The organism is Agrobacterium larrymoorei, from assembly GCF_005145045.1.
Lineage (GTDB): Bacteria > Pseudomonadota > Alphaproteobacteria > Rhizobiales > Rhizobiaceae > Agrobacterium > Agrobacterium larrymoorei.
This window is the reverse complement of the sequence record NZ_CP039692.1, coordinates 144,016-165,467: the sequence shown is the minus strand read 5'-3', so window position 1 is coordinate 165,467 and position 21,452 is coordinate 144,016. Positions and strand designations below refer to the sequence as shown.

21 protein-coding genes and 1 pseudogene are annotated in these 21,452 nt (G+C 57.3%); 11 read left to right on the top strand and 11 right to left on the bottom strand.

The genetic code is table 11. From position 1 onward, the window contains the following. Positions 1-10 precede the first annotated feature (10 nt). The 3 genes from CFBP5473_RS15130 to CFBP5473_RS15120 form a co-directional block, all read right to left on the bottom strand. A complete protein-coding gene (locus tag CFBP5473_RS15130) occupies positions 11-994 on the bottom strand; it encodes an ABC transporter permease (protein WP_027675331.1) in 984 nt (327 codons plus the stop codon). Between the two features lie 79 nt (positions 995-1,073). After that, a complete protein-coding gene (locus CFBP5473_RS15125; protein ID WP_027675332.1) occupies positions 1,074-2,174 on the bottom strand; it encodes an extracellular solute-binding protein in 1,101 nt (366 codons plus the stop codon). Positions 2,175-2,236: 62 nt separating this feature from the next. Then, on the bottom strand, positions 2,237-3,205 hold the full coding sequence (locus CFBP5473_RS15120) for a LysR family transcriptional regulator (protein ID WP_027675333.1): 969 nt from the start codon (positions 3,203-3,205) through the stop codon (positions 2,237-2,239). Positions 3,206-3,376: 171 nt separating this feature from the next. Here CFBP5473_RS15120 and CFBP5473_RS15115 point away from each other — a divergent pair, with 171 nt between their 5' ends. Both CFBP5473_RS15115 and CFBP5473_RS15110 read left to right on the top strand, forming a co-directional pair. Then, positions 3,377-3,589, top strand: a complete 213-nt coding sequence (locus CFBP5473_RS15115) for a hypothetical protein (RefSeq protein ID WP_136954387.1) — start codon at positions 3,377-3,379, stop codon at positions 3,587-3,589. A gap of 13 nt (positions 3,590-3,602) precedes the next feature. After that, positions 3,603-4,682, top strand: a complete 1,080-nt coding sequence (locus CFBP5473_RS15110) for an NAD/NADP-dependent octopine/nopaline dehydrogenase family protein (protein ID WP_027675335.1) — start codon at positions 3,603-3,605, stop codon at positions 4,680-4,682. Between the two features lie 31 nt (positions 4,683-4,713). On the opposite strand, the gene CFBP5473_RS15105 is transcribed toward CFBP5473_RS15110, so the two are convergent. Beyond that, a complete protein-coding gene (locus tag CFBP5473_RS15105; protein ID WP_027675336.1) occupies positions 4,714-5,727 on the bottom strand; it encodes a LacI family DNA-binding transcriptional regulator in 1,014 nt (337 codons plus the stop codon). A 129-nt stretch (positions 5,728-5,856) separates the two neighbouring features. Here CFBP5473_RS15105 and CFBP5473_RS15100 point away from each other — a divergent pair, with 129 nt between their 5' ends. The 8 genes and pseudogenes from CFBP5473_RS15100 (at position 5,857) to CFBP5473_RS15065 (ending at position 13,240) form a co-directional block, all read left to right on the top strand. Beyond that, positions 5,857-6,891, top strand: a complete 1,035-nt coding sequence (locus tag CFBP5473_RS15100; protein ID WP_027675337.1) for a Gfo/Idh/MocA family protein — start codon at positions 5,857-5,859, stop codon at positions 6,889-6,891. 11 nt (positions 6,892-6,902) lie between these two features. Further along, positions 6,903-7,808, top strand: a complete 906-nt coding sequence (locus CFBP5473_RS15095; RefSeq protein ID WP_027675338.1) for a sugar phosphate isomerase/epimerase family protein — start codon at positions 6,903-6,905, stop codon at positions 7,806-7,808. A gap of 73 nt (positions 7,809-7,881) precedes the next feature. Further along, on the top strand, positions 7,882-9,114 hold the full coding sequence (locus CFBP5473_RS15090; RefSeq protein ID WP_027675339.1) for an ABC transporter substrate-binding protein: 1,233 nt from the start codon (positions 7,882-7,884) through the stop codon (positions 9,112-9,114). Between the two features lie 119 nt (positions 9,115-9,233). After that, positions 9,234-10,136: a carbohydrate ABC transporter permease gene (locus tag CFBP5473_RS15085; protein WP_027675340.1), complete on the top strand. Its 903-nt coding sequence runs from the start codon at positions 9,234-9,236 to the stop codon at positions 10,134-10,136. After that, positions 10,133-10,960, top strand: coding sequence for a carbohydrate ABC transporter permease (locus CFBP5473_RS15080; protein ID WP_027675341.1), 828 nt, complete (start codon positions 10,133-10,135; stop codon positions 10,958-10,960). Before CFBP5473_RS15085 ends, CFBP5473_RS15080 begins: the two co-directional genes overlap by 4 nt. After that, positions 10,957-12,030, top strand: a complete 1,074-nt coding sequence (locus CFBP5473_RS15075) for an ABC transporter ATP-binding protein (RefSeq protein WP_027675342.1) — start codon at positions 10,957-10,959, stop codon at positions 12,028-12,030. The genes CFBP5473_RS15080 and CFBP5473_RS15075 overlap by 4 nt, the downstream gene beginning before the upstream one ends. A gap of 41 nt (positions 12,031-12,071) precedes the next feature. Continuing rightward, positions 12,072-12,496: pseudogene (locus tag CFBP5473_RS15070) on the top strand (DUF1810 domain-containing protein). Between the two features lie 45 nt (positions 12,497-12,541). Then, positions 12,542-13,240 (top strand): glutathione S-transferase, encoded by a 699-nt coding sequence (locus tag CFBP5473_RS15065; protein WP_027675343.1) that lies wholly within the window; start codon positions 12,542-12,544, stop codon positions 13,238-13,240. 64 nt (positions 13,241-13,304) lie between these two features. Here the strand turns inward: CFBP5473_RS15065 and CFBP5473_RS15060 are convergent, their stop codons facing one another. From CFBP5473_RS15060 to CFBP5473_RS15035, 6 genes are all read right to left on the bottom strand, one after another. Beyond that, positions 13,305-13,637, bottom strand: coding sequence for a GCG_CRPN prefix-to-repeats domain-containing protein (locus tag CFBP5473_RS15060; RefSeq protein WP_084631639.1), 333 nt, complete (start codon positions 13,635-13,637; stop codon positions 13,305-13,307). A gap of 77 nt (positions 13,638-13,714) precedes the next feature. After that, entirely contained in the window at positions 13,715-14,872 is a 1,158-nt protein-coding gene (locus tag CFBP5473_RS15055; RefSeq protein WP_027675345.1) for a MalY/PatB family protein, read from the bottom strand. Positions 14,873-14,877: 5 nt separating this feature from the next. Further along, positions 14,878-15,636 (bottom strand): SDR family oxidoreductase, encoded by a 759-nt coding sequence (locus CFBP5473_RS15050; protein ID WP_027675346.1) that lies wholly within the window; start codon positions 15,634-15,636, stop codon positions 14,878-14,880. Continuing rightward, entirely contained in the window at positions 15,636-16,562 is a 927-nt protein-coding gene (locus CFBP5473_RS15045; RefSeq protein ID WP_027675347.1) for a dihydrodipicolinate synthase family protein, read from the bottom strand. Before CFBP5473_RS15045 ends, CFBP5473_RS15050 begins: the two co-directional genes overlap by 1 nt. Before the next feature lie 11 nt (positions 16,563-16,573). Continuing rightward, complete coding sequence (locus CFBP5473_RS15040; protein WP_027675348.1) at positions 16,574-17,938, bottom strand: dihydroorotase; 1,365 nt, start codon at positions 17,936-17,938, stop codon at positions 16,574-16,576. Further along, a complete protein-coding gene (locus CFBP5473_RS15035) occupies positions 17,935-18,597 on the bottom strand; it encodes an aspartate/glutamate racemase family protein (RefSeq protein WP_027675349.1) in 663 nt (220 codons plus the stop codon). The genes CFBP5473_RS15040 and CFBP5473_RS15035 overlap by 4 nt, the downstream gene beginning before the upstream one ends. Positions 18,598-18,795: 198 nt before the next feature. On the opposite strand from CFBP5473_RS15035, the gene CFBP5473_RS15030 reads away from it, so the two are divergent. Continuing rightward, on the top strand, positions 18,796-19,494 hold the full coding sequence (locus CFBP5473_RS15030) for a GntR family transcriptional regulator (RefSeq protein ID WP_027675350.1): 699 nt from the start codon (positions 18,796-18,798) through the stop codon (positions 19,492-19,494). A gap of 49 nt (positions 19,495-19,543) precedes the next feature. On the opposite strand, the gene CFBP5473_RS15025 is transcribed toward CFBP5473_RS15030, so the two are convergent. Continuing rightward, entirely contained in the window at positions 19,544-21,337 is a 1,794-nt protein-coding gene (locus tag CFBP5473_RS15025; protein ID WP_037170955.1) for an ABC transporter ATP-binding protein, read from the bottom strand. Positions 21,338-21,452: the final 115 nt, after the last annotated feature.

Sequence of the window (21,452 nt, the reverse complement as noted above, 5' to 3'; positions counted from 1 at the left end):
GTCGATCTCCCTACATCAACCGAACAGAACGACCGCCGACGACCCGCATGAAAAGCCCCACTGTCGTCAGCGAAACAGCAAGCATCAGCATGGCGAAGGCGGCACCCTCTGGCCATTTGTCGTTGGAGGAGTGGAACAGCGTCGCGATCACTTCCGGGAAGATCACTGCGTTTGGACCGCCGAGCAGAAGCGGGGCCGCGAAAACGCCGACCGATGTCAGATAGACGAGGCTGCATCCTGAGACGATGCCGTCCTTGGAAAGCGGCAGGATCACGCGCTTGAAGCGCTGGAAAGGGCTGGCTCCGAGATCTGCGGCAGCGTGGACAAGCTGTGGCGGAATTTTTTCGATTGCCGAATAGAGCGGCAGCAGCATGTAAAGCGACAGAAGATAGATGACACCGAAGCTCAGCGAAAACGAGGTATAGAGCATCGGTATGGGGCGGTCGATGAAGCCGAGTTCGCGCAGTACGACATTCACCGCGCCGCGATTGGCCAACAGCATGATGACGGAAAATGTTCTGATCAGCTCACCCGCCCAGAACGGGATGAGCAGCAGCAAAAGTGCGCGCATACGCTGTTTGGGCTGCAACACTTTGGCGACGTAATAGGCGACCGGGTAGACAATCACCAGTGTCGATATAGTCACCACCGCCGCAAAAATCAGGCTGCGGACGAAGGGCATGACGTAAATGGAATCCGAGAAAAACAGCTGATAGTTGGCCAGCGTATAGGTCGTGCTGGCATTCGGCTGAGGCGGATAATCTGCCATGAAGCTGATATTGGCCATCTGCAAAATCGGGCCGATATGCAGGGAAAGCAGCCACAGCAACGGAAAGCCCGCAAGCAGCGCAAGACGCGCCTTGCGGCTGTCGGCAAGGCGTCCAATCGTATTCGAATAGAGGCTTGAGCCTGCGACGGTGCCAATCCATCCGGCGTAATTCTGCCGCGTTGGAGGGGCGGTCTGTCGGTTCCTCGTCATTGTCGTATCCACCATCTTCGTTCCCAGCTCTGGACAAGCTTTTATTGGTGCGGGACCGGCTTGGCGCCGATCCCATGTTCGAAGTCGCGATGCGTTAAGCGGCCTTGATTTCGGCTGCGGCGCGGTCGATCAATTCGTTCTTCATGGCGCGGTTGATGGAGCTGAAGAACTTGATCCGCTCCACCTGATCCTGCGGCAGAGCCATCGCCGCGCGTTCGCGGTCGTTCAAAATCTTGTCGACGCCGTCGAAGGCAGAGGCGAAGCCCGACTGACGCACCATCGATGCACCGATTTCTGGTGACGACAGGATGGCGTCGAGGAAGGTGTAAGCCGCGTCAGCATTCGGTGCGTTCTTCACGACGTTGAAGGAATACAGGAAGCCATAGGTCCCTTCCTTCGGAACCGAAAGCTCGATTGGGTGGCCTTCCATGATGAGCTTTGCCGTCGGGCCGGACCATGCCTGCGCAATATAGACGTCCTCGTTGAGGAACATCTGCTGCACCTCGGAACCGGCATCGTAATATTTACGCACCTTGTCCTTGTTGGCGATGAGGAAGTCGCGCGCCTTGTTTGTCGCTGCCTGGGCTACATCCTTCTTGCCTTCATAAGTCACGTAGTCCCCGTCATTGCCCTGATAAAGCATCGTCAGGGACAGGAAGTCGGTGATGATGTAGGACGTCAGGCCCTTATATTCGTCATCGAACATCGTGCCCCATGTATCGGAAGGCTTGGTGTAATCGGTGTTTCTGGCAAGGCCTTCGAAGCCGGCCAGAAGCGGCAGGCCGTAGACCGAGCCATCGATCGTCAGCTGCTTGGCACCCTTATAGGCGGATGCGAGCTTGTCCCAGTTCTTCAGCCTGCCCGTATCCAGCGGCGACAGCAGGTTGGAGGAAATGAACTGCGAAAGGCGGTGTCCCGTAACTGTCACGATATCGGTGGAAGGGGTAGCGCCTTCAGCCGAGAGCAGATTGTACTGCTTGCCCTGATCGTCCGTCAGGCGGATGCGAACCTCGATGCCGGTGTCCTTCTGGAACTGATCGATGAAGGACTGCGGCACGAACTTGTCGTAAGTCGTGATGTTGACGACCTTGCTCTGCGCGCTGGCCGAGCGGATGAGGCCGGGGGCCGCGAGCATGCCGGTACCGGCAGCCAGAAGCTTCAAAGTAGAACGGCGCGTTGTTACTGAAAATGTCATGGCACTCTCCTTGTTCGTGTTGGCAATTTGAAATTCGGTTTGTGAAGTTCGACGTCACATCGTTACGGGCTTTCGTCGGAGCCTCCGCCATAGGTCATGTCGGCGACGCGTCCCGTCTTGCGGGGATCATGCGCGGTGAAGTCCGGAATGCGCGCGGCGGTAATGCGGATCGTCAGCTGGATCAGTTGCTGCGCCGTTTCGGATAGCGGTCTGGACGCTGCCGAGAAGATCGCCCACAGAAACGGAATATTGACATCCAGCGGGCGCACTTCGACTTGCGCTGGCTTGAGGCCATAGGCGGTGATGGGCTCAACTATGGCAACGCCCATGCCAGTCGATGCGATCTGCACCGCGTTCATCGCCGCACTTGTGGCGATGATCCTCTTTGCGCGGACATTGGCGGCTTCCAGCGCCTGATCCACGCGGCGGCGCAACCGAAATGGGTTTGCCATGGTGATGATCGTCCGATCCGCCAGATCGGCAATGGATATCACGTCTTTTGCGGCAAGCGGATCGTTAGGGGAGATCGCCGCTACGCATCGACCTTCGAAATATCCATGCGCCTCTAGGCCCGGCTGCTCCGCTGGAAGAGAGGTGATGCAGAAATCTGCCGTTCTGCCCAGCACGGCCTGAACCGCTGCCTCCGCAGGCATGCTTCTTAAAAAAATCGTCGGCGGCAGAAGCGCTTCGGGAAGTTCCGCCAAGGCAAGCGGCATGATGCCGCTGGCAAAAGCTGGCGTTGCAGCAATTTCAATCGGTGCGGGCGCTTTTTCCGCGATCAGGCGCGCACGCTCGCGCAGATGCTCTATGCCGCCAAGAAAACGCTCTGCCTCGGAATGAAAAGCGATGCCTTTTTCGCTGGGGCTGATCTTGGGTCCGTTGCGATCGAAAAGCGGAAAACCAAGCGTCGTTTCCAAATCCTGAATGAGCCGCGTTACCTGCGACTGAGACCGGTCCAAAAGACGAGCCGCCCCGGTAATGCTACCGGCGGACATGACGGCCAGAAATGCCTCAAGTTCACGTATCTCCATGGGATATCATGCATCCTATGCATTGTGACAAATTCAGTGTGCATTAAACGCATCATATGCGCTAGTGACAAAAGACAAATTTTCGTTCTGGGGAGAGAGCGGGAAAAATGTAACCTTCCCAGAAGCAAAATGCGCAAAAGATATGCGGTGAGGGGGGCAAATTAGACGCCGTTGAAAAGCGAAGCTTGTGTGGTGATCACGCTGCCTGTTCCACTTGCAGGGTTAGCCTATCTTGTCGGCATCGCTCCGAAATTTACAGACGGCCTGATGTTCCCGCTGCTGATGCAGTTGGGCAACAGTGTTCACCTTAATGCGGTTTGCCGGTTTCTCCCTGGCCGCATGATGAGCTTTAAAGGAGCGCGTGAGCAGACTGTAATGGTGTGAAAGGAAGAATTGGATGCGGATTGCTATACTCGGTGCAGGCTCGATTGCGTTCGGCATGGCGGCATTTCTTGGCCAGGCTGGGCACACGCCTGTCATGTGGTCGCCATCTGGTGCCGGCACCAAGGTTCTCGCCAGTGGCACTCCGCTCACCGCGACCGGAGCTTTTTCCTTTTCCGGGACGATAGAGACAAGCGCCTCGTGCGGTGAGGCGGTCTCCGGTGCGGATGCCGTCTTGATCGCGCTGCCCGCCAATGGTCATCGTGAGGTATTCGATGCCGCTCTTCCGCATCTGGTAGAGGGGCAGCCGGTTCTAATCAGTTCCCACAGTTCCTTCGGTGCGCTTTACCTTTCCGAGCGGCTTGCCGCCCGCGGCATATCCTTGCCAATTATTGTGTGGGGAACGACCTTGCTGACCGGGCGAAAACAGGCAGATGGCGCAAGCGTTTCGGTAAATACCGTCCGCCAGAAGGTGGACTTCGCCACATTGCCGAAGTCGGCGGCTGCTGCAGGCAAGAAACTATGCGACACGCTGTTCGGCGACCGGTTCGTGGAGCGTGACGGATTGCTGGCGATCGCCCTTTCCAACCTCAACCCGCAGAACCATCTCGGCATCGCGATGTTCAATCTGACGCGCATGGAAAAGGGTGAAAACTGGGGGCAGGGTGAGCACGTTACGCCCGCAGTGGGCTATCTGATCGAGGCGCTGGACGCGGAGCGTCTGGCCATCGCCGAACACTTCGGTCTTGCCGTGAAGACGGTTCGGGAACACTTTTCGCTGTCCTTCCACGTCCCCATGGGGTCTGTTTCGGAGATGAACCAGCAGATGCACCGCGAAGGGCGTGGCGGCATGGGGCCATCCACCATCGATAGCCGGTATATTTATGAGGATGTCCCGTTCGGATTGCTTCCAACCGTATTGCTTGGTCGCATTTCGGGGAAGCCAGCCCCGCTGCATGAGGCGGGCATCAAGCTGTTCTCAGCTGCCGTCAACCATGATCTTGCAGAAGACAACGACATACTGCCTGATCTCGCGCTTGAGCGGTTGAATTCCGACGATCTGAAGCGGCTGTGCGATAGCGGTTTTTCGATCTGAACAATGACAGCGGCTGGGATTTGCTCGAAGCTCAGCCGCTCTCACCCTCGATCAAATCCATTGGCCATAGCTGACGGGAATTCACGGAGTAATTTTCCTGAAATGCAGGCATTACCGAAAGCAATGCCTCTGCAAGCCCGACGCCGAGATCGCGAAGAGAAAGGTTGAACCCCGTCAGCGATGGAGACAGAAATTGCGTGTGAGGACTGTGGCGCCCCACAATCGCTATGTCTTTTCCCGGGCGCAGGCCGGATTCTTCCAGCCCCTTGTAAAGCCCCGTTACCAGTGTTTCGTTGACGAGGGTGATGGCTGAGGGCCGGGAAGGGGCAGCGGCAATCTGCCGGGCTACGGCATACCCACCGGATTCGCTCGGTTTTGCGCGAAAGATGTTCTCATCGCGCAGGCTCAGGCCATGCCTGCCCAACACATGGCGGCATCGCTCGATGAATACGTAACCCAGGTTCAGATCGCCATCCGGCCAGATCACGCCGATCTCCGTGTGCCCCGCACGGATAAAACGCTCCATCGTGGCATCGGCCATGCCTTCGAAATCAAGATCGATCCAGGGTTGTCCGACATCCGTCAGGCTTCGGCCAAGCGAGATGAACGGTATCTTGTGCCGGTCCAGAAGCTCGAAACGGGCATCGTTTCGGCGAGTGGCGGAAAGAATGATCGCATCGGCAAATCCGCGCGCGACGGTGCGTTGAAGATAGGCGTCGGGATCCTCGGATGAGGAGCAGAGAAGCGCGACGAGATCGAGATTGTGCCGGGCCAGCACCGTCTGCACGCCATCGAAAACGCTCATGAAGAACGTATCGCCCTGACCGGTAATTTCCGGGCCGGTCTGCATCATGAAACCGATAACGCCGGTCGAGCCCTTGCGCAGCGAACGCCCAGATTGGTTGGCAACATATCCAAGCTTTTCAGCCGCTTGGAGAACACGCTGGCGGGTTTGTGGATTGACGTCTGCCTTGCCGTTGAGGGCGCGCGAAACGGTGCCGATAGAGATGTCGAGATGCTCGGCTAACTGGCGTATGCCCTTCATGCGGATATCCATCGTTCATTTTCTTGGGTCACGCCAGTATTGACAAAATATCAGATATGTCCATAGTTTCCGTAAACGTTTACGGTTGCGCAGGAGGCGCGGTTCCGTAGATGTGCATGGGAGGTTTTCTTGACATACAAGGTCGTTTTGTGTGGGTGCGGAGCTATGGCCAAAGGCTGGCTTCGCGCAGTTCAATCCACCCCGGAACTGAAAGATGCGCTGCAGATTGTCGGTCTTGTAGACCTCAATGCTGAAGTCGCTCAGGCGCTTGCCACGGAGTTCGGTCTTTCCGGTGCTGTGACCGGAACGGATTTGCCCAGCGTTCTTGAAGAAACACAGGCCGACATCCTGTTCGATGTCGTCATTCCAGCCGCACGGCATTCCGTTGTCACCACCGCACTTGCTCATGGTTGCCACGTACTAAGCGAGAAGCCCATGGCAAACTCCATGGAAGAGGCTGCCGATCTTATCCACGCCGCTGCGAAGGCTGGCAAAATCCATTCCGTGGTGCAGAACAGACGCTTCATTTCCGGCGTCCGCCGCATGCGCCGTTTGGTAGACAGCGGAGTGATCGGCGACATCACGGCAGTTCATTGCGACTTCTTTATCGGTCCGCATTTTGGTGGCTTCCGTGAGCAGATGGACAATGTTCTGCTGCTCGATATGGCAATCCATACTTTCGATGCTGCACGTTATGTCTCCGGCAAGACGCCGCTGTCGGTCTATTGCCTAGAAACAAACCCGCCCGGCTCCTGGTATGCGCATGGCGCTTGCGCCAACGCAGTCTTCCGCTTTTCAGGCGATGTCGTCTTCACCTATCGCGGCTCATGGTGTGCGGAAGGGGAGCGTACCAGCTGGGAAAGCGCGTGGCGCATCGTCGGCACGAAGGGAATGCTGACCTGGGACGGTGAGGAAACGTTCAAGGCCTCTGTCGCTGGTCAGGAAAACGGGTTGCTCCGCGGGTTCCAGCCCGTCGAGGTTCCTGCGCCGCTGAAGCCGGAGGAAACGCATGGGCATGCCAGCGTCCTTGCCGATTTCCTTGAGGCTATACGCACGGGACGTGCGCCTGAAACAGCCGGAGAAGACAATATTCGAAGCCTTGCCATGGTTTTCGGTGCGATCGAAAGCGCCCGCTCCGGAAACAGTGTCGAGCTTGCAGCATAGGGAAGAGATTGATGAGCTTGGATAGCAAAAATTCCATTCGTGTCGGCACCATGGTCAGTGCGACGAAAGGGCAGGCGGCGGAACGGATCGCGCAGATCGCGGATATGGGTTTCGAGAGTTTCGAGCCCTTCTTCTGGCAGACGACCAATGGTCAGGATATTGCCGAGTTGGGCAAGCGCTGTGTGGAAGCCATCGGCGACAGGGATATCACGATTTCCACGATTGGAATGTTCGGTAATCCGCTGGAAGGCACCGATCTCGATTTGCAGACCCTTCAGGGCTGGAAGGATTGCATCGACAACGCCCATCATTTCGGCGCCACCTGCGTTGCAGGCTTCACTGGGCGTGTCCGCAACAAGCCACTGCCGGAGAGCCTGCCACGCTACAAGGAAATCTGGAGCGAGCTTGCCAAGCGCGCCGCCGACAAGGGCATCCGCATCGCCTTCGAAAACTGCGCCATGGATGGCAACTGGCAGACCGGCGACTGGAATATAGCTCATAATCCCGATGCCTGGGAGCTGATCTTCAACGAAACGCCGGATGACAATATCGGCCTCGAATGGGAACCGTGCCACCAGATGGTCTACCTGATCGATCCACTGCCGCAAATCCGCAAGTGGGCGCACAAGATTTTCCACGTTCACGGCAAGGATGCGACGATCCGCTGGGATGTGATCCGCGAGCACGGGATTTTCGGCAAGCACCCGTTCGTGTTCATGCGCACCCCCGGTTTCGGTGACAGCAACTGGACAGACATCATTTCGGAACTGCGCCTCGCGGGCTGGTCCGGTTCCATCGATATCGAGGGCTGGCATGATCCGGTCTATCGCGACGCTCTGGAAATGACGGGGCAGGTCCACGCACTCAACCATCTCAAACAGGCGCGCGGCGGAAGCTTTGTCGTAGACCCGTCGTAAGCAGGAAAGGCGCCGGTCGCGTGAGGAGGCGGCAGGCGGAGAAACGTAGGGATAACCTTAAAGGAGGAGAATTATGGGTATCCGAAAGCATTCGATTGCCATGACACTGGCGCTGACATGTGCCGCGATGGTTGGTTTTCAGGCAAAAGCTGAAGATGTGAAGCTCACGCTCTGGTCGCTGGATCGCGATATTCAGCCAGCGCCTAATCTCATCAAGGAATTCAACGCACAGAATAACGGCGTCCAGATCGAGTATCGCCAGATCCAGTTCGATGACGTGGTGAGCGAAGCGATGCGTGCCTATTCTACAGGCAAGGCACCGGATATCATCGCTATCGACAACCCCAACCACGCCATGTTCGCATCGCGCGGTGCGTTTCTCGATCTGACCGACATGATCGGTAAATCGACTACGATCAAAGCCGAGAACTATTTCCCGGGCCCGCTGAAATCCGCCACATGGGACGGCAAATATTACGGCGTGCCCAAGGCGACAAACACGATTGCGCTCTACTACAATAAGGACTTGTTCAAGGCTGCCGGGCTTGATCCCGAAAGCCCACCCAAGACCTGGGATGAACTGGTAGAAACCGCGCGCAAGCTCACCGACCCCAAGAAGAACGTCTACGGGATCACTTTCTCCGCCAAGGCGAATGAGGAAGGGACTTTCCAGTTCCTGCCCTGGGCGCAGATGGGTGGCGCGAGCTACAACGCCATCAATGGCGAAGGCGCGGTCAGAGCATTGACGATCTGGAAGCAGTTACTGACCGAGAAACTGACCTCGCCGGATACGCTGACCCGCAGCCAGTGGGATTCGACGGCAACCTTCAATGCCGGCAATGCGGCCATGGCCATCTCCGGTCCGTGGGAAATCGACCGTATGCTGACGGACGCTAAGTTCCAGTGGGGCACTGCACTTCTGCCCGTTCCGCAGGAAGGCGCGCAGCGCTCGTCGGCCATGGGCGACTACAACTGGGCAATCTTCTCCAGCACCAAGCACCCGGAAGAAGCCTTCAAGGCACTGGAGTTCTTCGCCTCGAAAGATTCCACGATGTACAAGGATTTCGGCCAGCTTCCGGCGCGCTCCGATATCCCCGTGCCTCCAACCGGCAATGCCGAAAAAGACGCGGCTCTCGCCACCTTCCTCGAGCAGATGAAATACGCCCAGCCGCGCGGCCCGTCGCCAGAATGGCCCAAGATTTCCAAGGCCATTCAGGATGCCATTCAGGCAGCGCTCACGGGCCAGATGGAGCCGAAAGCGGCTCTCGATCAGGCTGCGGAAAAAATCAAGTCGATTGGCGGTTGATCGGTTTCCTGCCCGCGTCGTCTGAGCACGGTTGCGGGCAGAAGCCCAGTTTCCTCCCGAACGGAGCTGCTCGGCACGGGAATGTGTCGAGCGGTTCCGAGCGATGACAAGAGGTTATGATGAGACGGATATTCTCCAGCGTCAGGGATGGCCGTGGATTTGACATGGTGCTGGTCGGTGTGCCCTTCGCGTTTCTGTTCGCGTTGGCCGGTCTACCGTTAATCTATAATATTCTGATGAGCTTTCAGGAGGTTGATATGTTCAGCCTTGGCAGCTTCATCCGCCCATTTGTCGGCATGGACAATTACGTGGCGCTGTTCAAACAGCCGGAAACATGGCCGATCCTGACCAATACGCTGATCTTCGTTGTCGGCTCCATTGCCGGACAGTTCATCATCGGCTTCGGTCTCGCACTGTTTTTCTGGACGAATTTTCCCGGTGCGAGCTGGCTGCGCGGTCTGTTTCTCGTTTCATGGGTCATGCCCGGCCTTGTCGTCGGTGCCATCTGGAATTGGATTTTGTCAGGCGATTTCGGCGTTTTGAACTTCTTCCTGCGCGAGAGCGGTTTGATCAGCGGCAACATCTTCTGGCGCTCCGACCCCAATTTCTCGCTCTGGGCGGTCGTCATTGCCAATATCTGGCTTGGCACCTCCTTCAACATGATCCTGCTGTCGGTCGGTCTTTCAGCAATTCCCGGCGACCTTTACGAAGCTGCGGACATGGATGGTGCCAATGCCTGGCAACGCTTCTGGACGATAACCCTGCCGATGATGCGCTCCACCATCGGCGCGATCATCGCACTTGGCCTGATCTTCACCTTGCAGCAATTCGATCTCTTCGCGGCCATCACCGATGGCGGGCCGAACAACTCTTCCAACGTCGCCCAATATTGGGCATGGGACCTGTCTTTCCGCCAGTATGATTTCGGCAGAGGCGCAACGATTTCGGTCATCATGACGGTCTTCGTCATGTTCGCTGCCGCAGTTTACGTGCGCTCCACACGTCATGAGGTGCGTGGATGAGCGAGACAGCCCGCAATCGCCTGATGCTGCTCATGGCCATCATCATGGCCGCCATCTATCTGTTTCCGCTCTACTGGATGTATGTCACGTCCATCAAAAGCGGCTCGGAAATGTTCGCCAATCCGCCGAGCTTCTGGCCGTCCGCAGCGCGTTGGGAAACCTTCGCCTACGTCTGGGAAAGCCGGAACATGGGACGCTATCTGTGGAACTCGGTCGTCATCGCCTTCGGCTCGGTCGCGCTGATTGCCCTTCTTGGCACAGGCTGTGCCTATGTTCTCGCGCGCTACCGCAATGTCTGGGTCGATCTCGGCCTGTTCCTCATTCTCATGCTGCAGGTGCTTCCGGCCTCCTTGATGGTAACGCCCATCTTCGTCGGGTTCACACAAATCGGCTTGCTGGATTATCCACGGCTGGCCGTCATTCTGGCGATTGCCGCCAAAAGCATGCCGTTCTTCGTGGTTCTGGTGCGGGCGACCTTCATGGCGGTTCCCATGGAATTGGAGGAGGCGGCCTTGGTGGACGGCAATTCGCGCGTGGGCGCTTTCTTCAATATCGTCCTGCCGCTTGCGCGCAACGGCATCCTCGTCAGCGCAATCCTCATCTTCATGCAGGCATTCGGTGAATTCGTATATTCGAAATCCATGATCCAGGATGTCAGCCTTCAGCCCGCAAGCGTGGGTCTCAACACCTTCATGGGGCCGAACACGAGCGAGTGGAACAACATCATGGCCTACGCGACCATGTATGTGACGCCCATCCTCGCGATCTTCGTCCTTCTGCAACGGCGCATCGTCTCCGGCCTCACATCGGGAGCCCTCAAATGACCAACCAGATCCAACTGACCGGCGTCAACAAGCATTATGGCGCATATCACGCTCTCAAGAATATCGACCTTTCAATTCCAAAAGGTGCTTTCGTCGCCTTGGTCGGGCCATCGGGATGCGGAAAATCAACTTTGTTGCGTTCGCTCGCAGGGCTTGAGACCATATCGAGCGGCGACCTGATGATTGCCGGCGAGCGGATGAACAACGTGCCACCGCGAAAGCGCGACCTTGCCATGGTCTTCCAGTCCTACGCGCTTTATCCGCATATGACAGTTGAACAGAACCTGACCTATAGCCTGAAGATCAAGGGTGTGAAGAAGGCCGAGGCGAAGAAGGCCGCGCAGGAAGTGGCCGCGATCACAGGTCTTGGAGACCTGCTTCACAGATATCCCAGAGAACTATCCGGCGGTCAGCGTCAGCGCGTTGCGATGAGCAGAGCCATCATCCGCCATCCCAAAGCATTCCTGTTCGATGAGCCGCTTTCCAATCTCGATGCGGCGTTGCGCGTGCACATGCGCAAGGAAATCAGAGCCCTTCATGACCGGCTCGGCGCCACTTCAGTTTACGTCACTCATGATCAGGTCGAGGCCATGACCATGGCCGACCATGTCGTAATCATGCGCAGCGGCGTGATCGAACAGCAGGGCAGGCCGCTCGATCTCTATGACAGACCGGCCAACCGTTTCGTTGCGGGCTTCATCGGCTCCCCCGCCATGAATTTCATCCCGGCAAGAACTGGCAGCAATGGCAAGTCCGTCATCCTAGAGCTGCCAACACTCCAGACCCTTGAACTGGATGTGAATTTACCGCCGGATCATGCCGTGCTTATGGGAATTCGACCGGAGCATCTCAAGCTTGCGGAACCGCAAGAGCCCGGTTTTGATCTCCCGATTGCCTCGGTGGAGTCCACGGGGTCTGCAACCTTTGTGACGACGAAGACGACACCCGAAATCGTTTTCGTCCTCAACGGTCGATCTCCGCTGGAGGCGGGTGGCACTGCCCGCCTTAATTTCGCGATTGAAAATGTTCATATTTTCGATGCGAAAACCGAGCAACGGCTAGATTCATAATAGATGCAGCCGGATGCGTGTCGAGAGATGGAGGGTATCGAGTGCAGTTCAACCTTCAACGCTTCATCGACGCGCAGCACCACATCTATGAACAGGCTTTGGACGGCTGCGCGCCGGTCGCAAATCCTCCCATTGGATGTGGTTCATCTTTCCGCAGATCGCCGGGCTTGGGCGCTCTGAAACGGCACGCTTTTATGCCATCTCAAATCGTGCCGAAGCGCGAGCCTATCTTGACCATCCCGTTCTTGGAGCCCGTCTGCTGGAATGTACCGCAGCCATGCTGTCTCACGCAGACCTTACCGCGCATGAAATTCTGGGCTCACCGGATGATTTGAAGTTCCATTCAAGCATAACTCTATTCGCCGCAATCAGCGGTGCCGGAACGTCCTTTGAACAAGCGCTACATCAGTTCTATGACGGCAAGCGGGATGAGGAAACGATAGCCCGGTTTTCTCCGGAACCTTAGCAGGTGCGCTCGGTTGGTTCGTCATAAGCGGTAAGGAGCAATAAAATGGCTGAATTCGATTTGTACTATTGGCTGGTGCCGTTTCGCGGGCAGTTCATCCGTGCCATCCTCGCTTACAGTAATTGCACATGGCAGGAACATGATGCCGAAGCGATTGGAGCGTTGATGGGCCGCGATGTCGATCAGCAGCCGATTGCCTTCATGGGTCCACCGGTTCTCATCGATCGGGATCGTCAATTCGCAATCTCCCAGATGCCTGCAATTGCTTTTTATCTCGCCGAACGTTTCGATCTTCTGCCACAAACCCCTGAAGCGCGTGCCATGTCCCTCAAACTCGTCAACGACGCGAATGATGTCATCGATGAACTGACACTGGATGGCGGGCGCGAAATGTGGACGCCGGAAAAGTGGCAAGACTTCACCCCGCGGCTCCAAAAATGGATGACCATCTTCGAAGATACGGGCAGGCGACATGGCCTGACATCTGAGAGCGGCTTCATGCTGGGTACAGAAAACGCAACCGTGGCCGACATCGTAACGGCAGTGCTCTGGAACACCATGGCCGAGCGCTTTTTACCGATCTCTGACCTTTTGAAGAAAACGAGCCCGTTCATATGGGGATTATCCCAGCGGATGATGCGAGACGAACGGCTCGATAAACTGCGTCTCCAAGCTTTTGCGGATTATGGACAATCTTATTGCGGTGGAGAGATCGAAAAATCGCTTCGTTCGGTCACGAGCTGACGTCCAGATTGGTTTGCGCGTCGGGCAGAGAAAAGCCCTCCGGCAAGGGAGGGCTTCTTTCATGTCACCAACGATAATCCTGCTGGTAATACCACCCGCGACGGTCGCGCCAGTCTTGGCGGTCTCGCCATTCGCGGCGGGCCTGACGGTCCCGCCACTCACGACGATCTTCCCAACGGTCATGCCTGTCCCATCCGCCGCCATAATAGCCTCGTGGCGGTCCGTTAGGTCGGCAATAGCCACGTGGCGAAAGGTGGTAGCCGCGCCCGCAGGCATAGTCGGCTTTTTGAACCAGCGAGTTGCCGGGTGCGGACTGATTGCCGATTGGCATGGCATTGGCGCCGCTTGCAAATAGTCCTGCGATAATGAGAGCTGCGCTTAACACGAGTTTGCGCATCTGATCTGCCTCCTTTTGGCCCCGCAGACAGTTAGCGCTTCAGCCCGTGAACCGTGGCTGAATGAATCGTGATGTTTTCAGGGCAGGGCGTGAGCCAGTCTCAACGCCTTCTCCATCCGGTCCAATCCCTCCACCAGAAGGTTGCGTGGGCAACCGAAATTCACGCGGATGAAACTGTCGTAATCAGCACCGAATTCGGAACCGGCGCTGAAACCGACTTTTCCGTTTTCGAGGAAAAACGCTTGTGGGTTCGGTTTCAGGTCAAGGGCGCTGCAGTCCAGCCAGGCCAGGAATGTGCCTTCTGCCTTGATCATACGGATCGAGGGAAAGCGGTGGCGGATCTCATCTGAAAGAAAGTTCCGGTTGGCCTCGACATATCGTAGCATCTCGGCTTTCCACCCGGCAGCGCGTGTGTAGGCCGCAAGTGTCGCTTCAAGGCCGAGAATATTGACGCTGTCGACCATGCCAAGGCGGGAGGCGGAGAACTTCTCTCGCATCTCTTTGTTTTTGATGATGGCAAAGGCAGTTTTCAGTCCGGCAATATTGTAGGTCTTGCTTGCGGCCATCAGCGTGATGGTTCGGTTGGCGGCATCGTCTGATAGAGATGCGAAGGGAACGTGACGACGGCCATCGAACAGGAGTTCGCAATGGATTTCGTCTGAAATGACCAATACGTCCTGTTCACGGCAGATGTCTGCCATGGAAAGCAATTCTTCCCGCGTAAACACCTTGCCAGTTGGGTTTTGCGGGTTGCAGAGCAGAAAGGCTTTCGAGTTTGCTATTTTGCGACTGAAGGCATCAGCATCCATTTCCCACCCGCTCTCGGCTGGCGTGAGGGCTGCATCATGCCGTGTCAGACCCCAATGCGCAGGAGCGTTGAGTATTGGGCGATAGACCGGCGTCTGCACGGTAATTCCGTCACCCGGCTGGAGAAAGGCCTTCATCGCCATGTTGAAGCCCGGCTCTACGCCGGGCAGGAAAACGATTTCCTCCGGTGCGACAGTCCAATCATATTTCGTCTTCAAATCCTCGATGATCGCGTGGCGCAATTCATCCTTCGCCACGCCATATCCGAGAATAGGATGCTGAAGCCTGCGGGTAATGGTTTCGATGATTTCCGGTGCTGCGGGAAAATCCATATCCGCCACCCACATGGGCAAGACATCGGCTGGGTATTTGCTCCATTTGGAACTGCCGGTGCCGATGCGGTCATGCACGAGATCGAAATCGGTCATCGAAATCAAAGTCCCTTGATCATCCCTCCATCCACGCGGATGGATGAGCCCGTAACATAGCTGGCCTTCGCGCTGGCGAGAAAAGTCGCGACTGCCGCAAATTCTTCTGGTTTGCCATAACGACCGATGGGAATGTCTTTTTTGGAGGCTTCCTGCACCGATTCGATATCGGCACCCGTGTTCTTCGCCTTGATGCCATCGAGCTCGCGAACACGATCCGTGTCGATGCGTCCCGGCAGGATCATGTTGACCGTAATCCCATGCTGAGCGACCTCGGCGGCAAGCGTCTTCGACCAGCCTGCGACGGCTGCGCGCACGCCGTTGGAAAGCGCAAGATTAGGAATGGGCTGTTCAACGCCGGATGAGCCGACAGTTATGATACGCCCCCATTTGCGCGAAATCATGCCTTCGAGCATCGCATCGGTGATCGTGAAAATGGACGTTGCCATCGTCTCGAACGCGGAGACCCAAGCGTCCGCGCTCTGACCAACGGCGGGACCGGCCTTCGGACCACCGCTGTTGTTGACAAGGATATCGACGCCGCCCTTTTGGCGCAGTGTGTCGATCAATGCACTGACGGATGCCTTGTCCGAGAGGTCCACCGTAAGCGGAATGATGTTGTCCGATTTTTCGATGTTTCCTGCATTGCGGGCGGCAGCATAGACTTTCACGCCTTCAGCGGTAAGGCTGGCGGCAATCGCCGCGCCCAGGCCACGGCTTGCGCCGAGAACGAGTGCGGATTTTCCAGAAATTCCGAGATCCATCAGTTCAACAACTCCAGTTTTTTAGTCTGGCGCTCCATCAGCTTTTCAACTTCAGCCGTGGCAAGCCTGCTTAGTGCGGTTCCGGGGCGGCGCTGCGCGGCACTCGCGATGGCGCCGCGTTTCATGAGAATGTATTTGCGCACAGCAAGCCCAAGCCCCGGCTGCTGCTCGTAACGCATCAGCGGCAGATAGGCGTCGAACAGATCCTGCGCGTCGTCAAAGCGTCCTTCTTGGCTCAGGCGGCAGACGCCGACCATCATTTCCGGGTAGGGGAAGCCGGTCATCGCACCGTCTGCTCCGCGCTGCAGTTCTTCGGTCAGGAACACCCCGGCATTGCCGCAGAGGATCGATGTACGGCGGCGTCCATTGGCTTCGGCCTGGCGAAGATCGGTGATCTTCTGAAGGCCCGGCCAGTCCTCGTGCTTTACCATGACGATGCTCGGGTGCGCTTCGAGGATTGTCCCGAGCGTTTTCGATGAAATCTGCACGCCTGTCGAAAGCGGGAAGTCCTGAAGCACCACCGGAACATCGGTGCCGACCGTTTCCACGACGTTGCGATAATAGCCGATGATCTGCTCATCCGTTTTGAGCGAAGACGGAGGTGCAACCATCACGCCCGCCGCACCCAGATCCATGACGGCCTTCGTCAACTCGCCAATGGCGGCGAGACCGGGTGCCGATACGCCCACGACAACCGGCTTGTCTCCGGAGCGCTTGATCGTCTGGCGTGCGACTTCGATGGATTCCGCCTGCGTGAGCTTCGGTGCTTCACCCATCATGCCGAGGATCGTCAGCCCGTCCGCGCCCTTTTCGTAATAGAAATCCACCATCCGGTCGACGCTGGCATTATCTAGCGAGCCGTCCTCGTTGAACGGCGTGACAGCAATGACGAAGACGCCTTTGGTCGAAGAATTGATGTGAGACATGTTCGCAAATCCTATTCGAACCAGTTGGATTGGCCACGGCGGACATATTGGCCCGAGCCTGGCTGATTGAGAACGTCGGCACCATCCCAGGCCAGCTGGCCGGAAAGGTAGGTGCGCACGACCTTGACCGAGAATTCGCGGCCATCGAACGGGCTCCAGTTCAACTCGTCATGAGCCTTGGAGGAGTCCCAGATGTTCTGGTGACGCGACAGAATAGCAAGATCGGCATCGCCGCCAACGCGGATCGCGCCTTTCTCCGGCCAGAGACCGAAGAAGCGGGCGGGGCGTTCGCAAAGCTGCTCGACCGTCATCTGCGGTGCATCCAATCCGCGCGCTTCGGCGGCCGTATAAAAGGCAGGTAGAAGCGTCTCGAGGCCGGGCACGCCTGCACCTGCTTCAAAGATGGACGGCGTTAACTTGTTGTCGATTGGCCAGCTGGAATGATCCGAACTAACGAAGGCGACGCGACCCGCGACGATTTCTTCCCATAGTGCGTCGATCTGGCCCGGGCGAATGGGAGGGTTGACCTTCATTTTGGCGCCAAGCTCGGCTCCGTCCTTATCGGGATCGAACCAGAGATAGTGGACGCATAATTCGCCGGTCGCGGCAAAGCCATCGGCCAGATAATTATCGACCAGCTGGAAGCCGCGCGCGGTAGTCAGGTGAACGATGTGGGCATGAGCGCCAGCGGCGGCACCCAGTTCAAGAAACTGCGCCGTTGCCGCCAGTTCCGCAGCCGGTGGACGGCTTTCCGAATGGGCTTCGATACCATCGCGACCGGCAGCTTTTGCCGCAGCTATGTGGGCGCGAACGATTTCCTGATCCTCATTATGCACGCCGAGCGGAATAACCGTGTCGGAAAGCGCCTGAAATGTCGCAAGGATCTGCTGTGCGGCGATGCGCGGAAAACGCGTCGGGCTGCTCTCGAATGTCGAAATCTTGAAGGCGACCACGCCTCCCTCGATCAGCGGCTTGATGTCGTCGGTGCTCTGCTCGGGAATGATCGTGCCATACAGCGCGACATTGGCATGCGCATGTTCCCGTATCGCGGCAACCTTGTCGTTCAGCCGTTCGACCGTGTTGAGGGGGGCGGGGTTGTCATAGGGCATGTCTACAATGGTGGTGATGCCGCCCGCTATTGCCGAGCGCGTCGTGGAGCGAATGCCGGGCAGTCCGCCGTAGGAACAGGCGTGGGTCTGGCCATCCACGACACCGGGAATGATCAGGTCATCGCCCGCATCGAAAACCTCGGCGGATAGGGGTGCCTCGCCGCTGCCGATGGCTTTGATCTTGCCATCGCTGATGCCGATCCAGGCGTTTTCCAAGGGGCCTTCAGGCAGTACCGCAGTACCGCGGACGATCAGGTCGAAACTCATCGTCTTGTCCTTCCATATGCCAAATCGAGGTGGGTGAGAGCAAGTGTCGCGCCGGCTTGGACCGGGTCGATGACTGGAATTCCGAGGCTCTGCTGTAGAGCGTCACGATAGCCGCCGAGACCGGCGCAGCCGAGAATGACGACATCGGCACCGTCTTCATCCCGCAGCAGGCGCGCTGTTTGCGATACGATATCGACCACGTTTCCGGCCATAAGCTGGCTGACGGTCCTGTCGATGGAGCGGTCGCCCGCCAGTCTCTGATCCAGCCTGAGCGCCTTTAGATAACGGAGGTGCCGGTCGATAGAGGACTGGCCAAGCGAGATGATACCGAAACGCTCACCCAGTGCATGTGCCGCCAGATAAGCCGACTCAGCGATACCGTAGACCGGGCGATCAACGCGCTTGCGGACCTGCGCAATGCCCGGATCGGAGAAGCAGGCCAGCACGAATGCATCCGCCTGAGATGCTGACACCGCCTCGATAATGTTCGGAATCACCTGCGTGACATGATCGTCGGTTTCGATGCCGGGCGGCGATTTCGCAAGCTCGACGCACTGAATGCCGTGAGACGCATTGGCGCGTATCGGCTCAAGACACGCTTCCATCGATTGCGTGACGGCCTTCGAGCTGTTCGGATTGATGATGAGGATTTCTGACACGCCTTCACCTGCGACATGGCACACCGAGACGGTGTTGCAGATTTAAGATATACCACGTAGTATATCACACATTTCGCACTGTCAAAGCGAGTTTCGCGCCGTGTGGAAAAACAGGCCTGAAATTGAAATCCTTTGACTTGCGGGCCCGTCATGGCTGACAAAGACAAAAAAGCGCGTTTTGCGCGCACGGAGGCATGTTTGAACATTTCTGAAAAGTCTGCCCCTCAGGACAAGCGGGCGAAATCGCTGACCGAGCAGGCTTATGTCACACTGCGCGAGCGCATCATCATCGGTGAACTGGCTCCGGGAGCGGAAGTGTCCGAGCCGGAGCTTGCCGAGCAGCTTCAGATGAGCAAGACGCCCGTGCGGGAAGCGCTGGGACGTCTGTGCGTCGAAGGCTTCATGGAAGCTTTCCCCAGACGCGGTTACCGCGTTTCGCCGGTAACGTTGAAGGACGTCAACGATCTCTTCGCAATACGCGGTGTGCTGGAAGGCACGGCCACCGCTCTTGCCGCGCAGAACCTGACGGATGAGGAACTGGACGCGCTCGATCAACTGGCGCAGGCGAATTACGTCGTCGGTGAGGATGTCAGCACCAAAACCTTCGTCACATCCAACGAGTTGTTCCACGCCGCCATCGCGCGCGGATCACGCAATTCGCGTCTGGCCTCGCTGGTCATCAGCCATCTCGAAGAATGCGCACGCTTCTTCTATATGGGAACGCGCGTGCGCGATCTTAACCCGGAAACGGAAGCGGACCATCTGCGCATCGTCGAATTCCTGCGCAAGCGCGATGGCGAAAACGCACGACAAGCCATGCTTGACCACAATGAAAACACGCGCAAAGGCCTGCTGGATGCGCTGATTTCCAACTCCCAGGTCAGGCTGACGCTTTAAATTCTCGCATCGTGCTTTACAAAATTGATCCCGATTTTGTGCCAATGCTTTAGTTCTGCTTGACCAGATGCCCCGGCGCTGCCTCGCGATAGATGGCCTTCACCGGCACATAATCCACCGGGTGAACCGCGCTGCCGATTTCCGTTCCGGTCCGCAGCTTGCGTTGCTGGCGTCTATGCGGATCGGCGACGGGCACGGCATCCAATAGCCGCTTGGTGTAATCATGCTGCGGATTGCCGAAAATCTGCGCGCGTGTTCCGATCTCCACGATTTCTCCCAGATACATGACTGCCACCCGGTGGCTGACGCGTTCCACGACGGCCATGTCATGGGAGATGAAGAGGTAGCCGATGTTCAACCTTTCCTGAAGTTCCAGCATCAGGTTCACGACCTGCGCCTTGATGGAGACATCAAGTGCCGAAACCGCCTCATCCGCCACGATGAGGCTAGGATTGAGAGTTAGCGCGCGGGCAATGCTGATGCGTTGACGTTGACCGCCGGAGAATTCGTGCGGAAAGCGGCTTGCCATATCCGGCTTCAGCCCAACCTTTTCCAAAAGGTCGATTGCCCTCTCATGCGCCGCGCGCTTCTTGGCGATACCATGGGCTATCATCGGTTCGGCAATTGCTTCACCAATGCGCATGCGCGGATTGAGGCTTGAAAACGGGTCCTGAAAAATCATCTGCATCTGTCGGCGGGCACTCGTCAGGCGCTTTCGCGGCATCGCTCTCACGTCCTCGCCGTCCACCTTGATCGTGCCGCTGACGGGCTCCACAAGTCGCAGAACCGAGCGGCCCGTGGTGGACTTGCCGCAGCCAGATTCACCCACCAGTGCCAGTGTCTCGCCAGCTTTCAAGTCGAACGATACATCCTCAACAGCGTGGACGCGAGACGTGACGCGCCCGAGGATTCCCGTTCTGACCGCAAAGCGCGTGACGAGATTACGAACCTCGAGGATAGGCTTTTCGAGCGGCGGTGAGGTCAGCTTTTCCGGGATCACCTGACCGGTTTCGACATCGACAAGCGGGAAGGTGGCGGGCTGCGCATGATCTGCCATTGAGCCCAGCTTCGGAACGGCGGAAAGCAGCGCGCGAGTGTAACCATTGGCGGGGTGGTCGAAAATCTCCTCGGTCGGCCCTGCCTCCAGCGCTCTGGAGCGGAACATGACCAGCGTGCGATCCGCGATTTCGGCAACGACGCCCATGTCGTGCGTGATGAACAACACGCCCATATTCTCTTCGTCCTGCAACGACTTGATCAGTTGCAGAATTTCGGCCTGAACCGTCACGTCGAGCGCGGTTGTCGGCTCGTCGGCAATCAACAGTTTGGGCCGGCAGGAAAGCGCCATGGCGATCATGACGCGTTGTAGCGTGCCGCCGGAGAGTTCGTGCGGATATTCATCGAAACGCTTGGTCGATGAGGGAATACGAACACGATCGAGAAGCTTGATCGTCTCCGCCTTCGCTGCGCTCATGCCTATCTGCCGATGCCGCCGCATGGCTTCGGCAATCTGCCTTCCCACGGTCATGACCGGATTGAGCGACGTCATTGGCTCCTGAAAAATCATGGCAATCTGATTGCCGCGAATATCCTGCATGTCTTTTTCAGGAAGCGTCAAAAGCTCGCGGCCATCGAGTTTGATGCTGCCGCTCACGCGCGAATTCTTTTCCGGCAGCAGCCGCATGATCGACATGGCCGTGACGCTTTTGCCGGAACCGGACTCGCCCACGATTGCCACCGTTTCACCAGCATCGACAGCGAAGCTCACATCATTGACGACCGGCGTCCATACACCGTTTCGTCTAAAGGAAGTCGTGAGGTTTTCCACGGTGAGAATGGACACTTCGGCTGCTCCAAACTGGAAATGCAATGCCGGTCACGATGGACCGATTTCGTGATATATTACGTAAGATATTTGCGCTTGCCAAGCGGGTTCTAATAGTGGAGGATCACGAAAC

Coding starts and splice junctions, on each gene's coding strand:
- CFBP5473_RS15110 (WP_027675335.1), top strand. CDS start 3,603: ATGCGGATTGCTATACTCGGTGCAGGCTCGATTGCGTTCGGCATGGCG.
- CFBP5473_RS15045 (WP_027675347.1), bottom strand. CDS start 16,562: ATGTCTCACATCAATTCTTCGACCAAAGGCGTCTTCGTCATTGCTGTC.
- CFBP5473_RS15095 (WP_027675338.1), top strand. CDS start 6,903: ATGAGCTTGGATAGCAAAAATTCCATTCGTGTCGGCACCATGGTCAGT.
- CFBP5473_RS15050 (WP_027675346.1), bottom strand. CDS start 15,636: ATGGATCTCGGAATTTCTGGAAAATCCGCACTCGTTCTCGGCGCAAGC.
- CFBP5473_RS15130 (WP_027675331.1), bottom strand. CDS start 994: ATGGTGGATACGACAATGACGAGGAACCGACAGACCGCCCCTCCAACG.
- CFBP5473_RS15060 (WP_084631639.1), bottom strand. CDS start 13,637: ATGCGCAAACTCGTGTTAAGCGCAGCTCTCATTATCGCAGGACTATTT.
- CFBP5473_RS15080 (WP_027675341.1), top strand. CDS start 10,133: ATGAGCGAGACAGCCCGCAATCGCCTGATGCTGCTCATGGCCATCATC.
- CFBP5473_RS15085 (WP_027675340.1), top strand. CDS start 9,234: ATGAGACGGATATTCTCCAGCGTCAGGGATGGCCGTGGATTTGACATG.
- CFBP5473_RS15075 (WP_027675342.1), top strand. CDS start 10,957: ATGACCAACCAGATCCAACTGACCGGCGTCAACAAGCATTATGGCGCA.
- CFBP5473_RS15065 (WP_027675343.1), top strand. CDS start 12,542: ATGGCTGAATTCGATTTGTACTATTGGCTGGTGCCGTTTCGCGGGCAG.
- CFBP5473_RS15055 (WP_027675345.1), bottom strand. CDS start 14,872: ATGACCGATTTCGATCTCGTGCATGACCGCATCGGCACCGGCAGTTCC.
- CFBP5473_RS15120 (WP_027675333.1), bottom strand. CDS start 3,205: ATGGAGATACGTGAACTTGAGGCATTTCTGGCCGTCATGTCCGCCGGT.
- CFBP5473_RS15105 (WP_027675336.1), bottom strand. CDS start 5,727: ATGAAGGGCATACGCCAGTTAGCCGAGCATCTCGACATCTCTATCGGC.
- CFBP5473_RS15040 (WP_027675348.1), bottom strand. CDS start 17,938: ATGAGTTTCGACCTGATCGTCCGCGGTACTGCGGTACTGCCTGAAGGC.
- CFBP5473_RS15090 (WP_027675339.1), top strand. CDS start 7,882: ATGGGTATCCGAAAGCATTCGATTGCCATGACACTGGCGCTGACATGT.
- CFBP5473_RS15125 (WP_027675332.1), bottom strand. CDS start 2,174: ATGACATTTTCAGTAACAACGCGCCGTTCTACTTTGAAGCTTCTGGCT.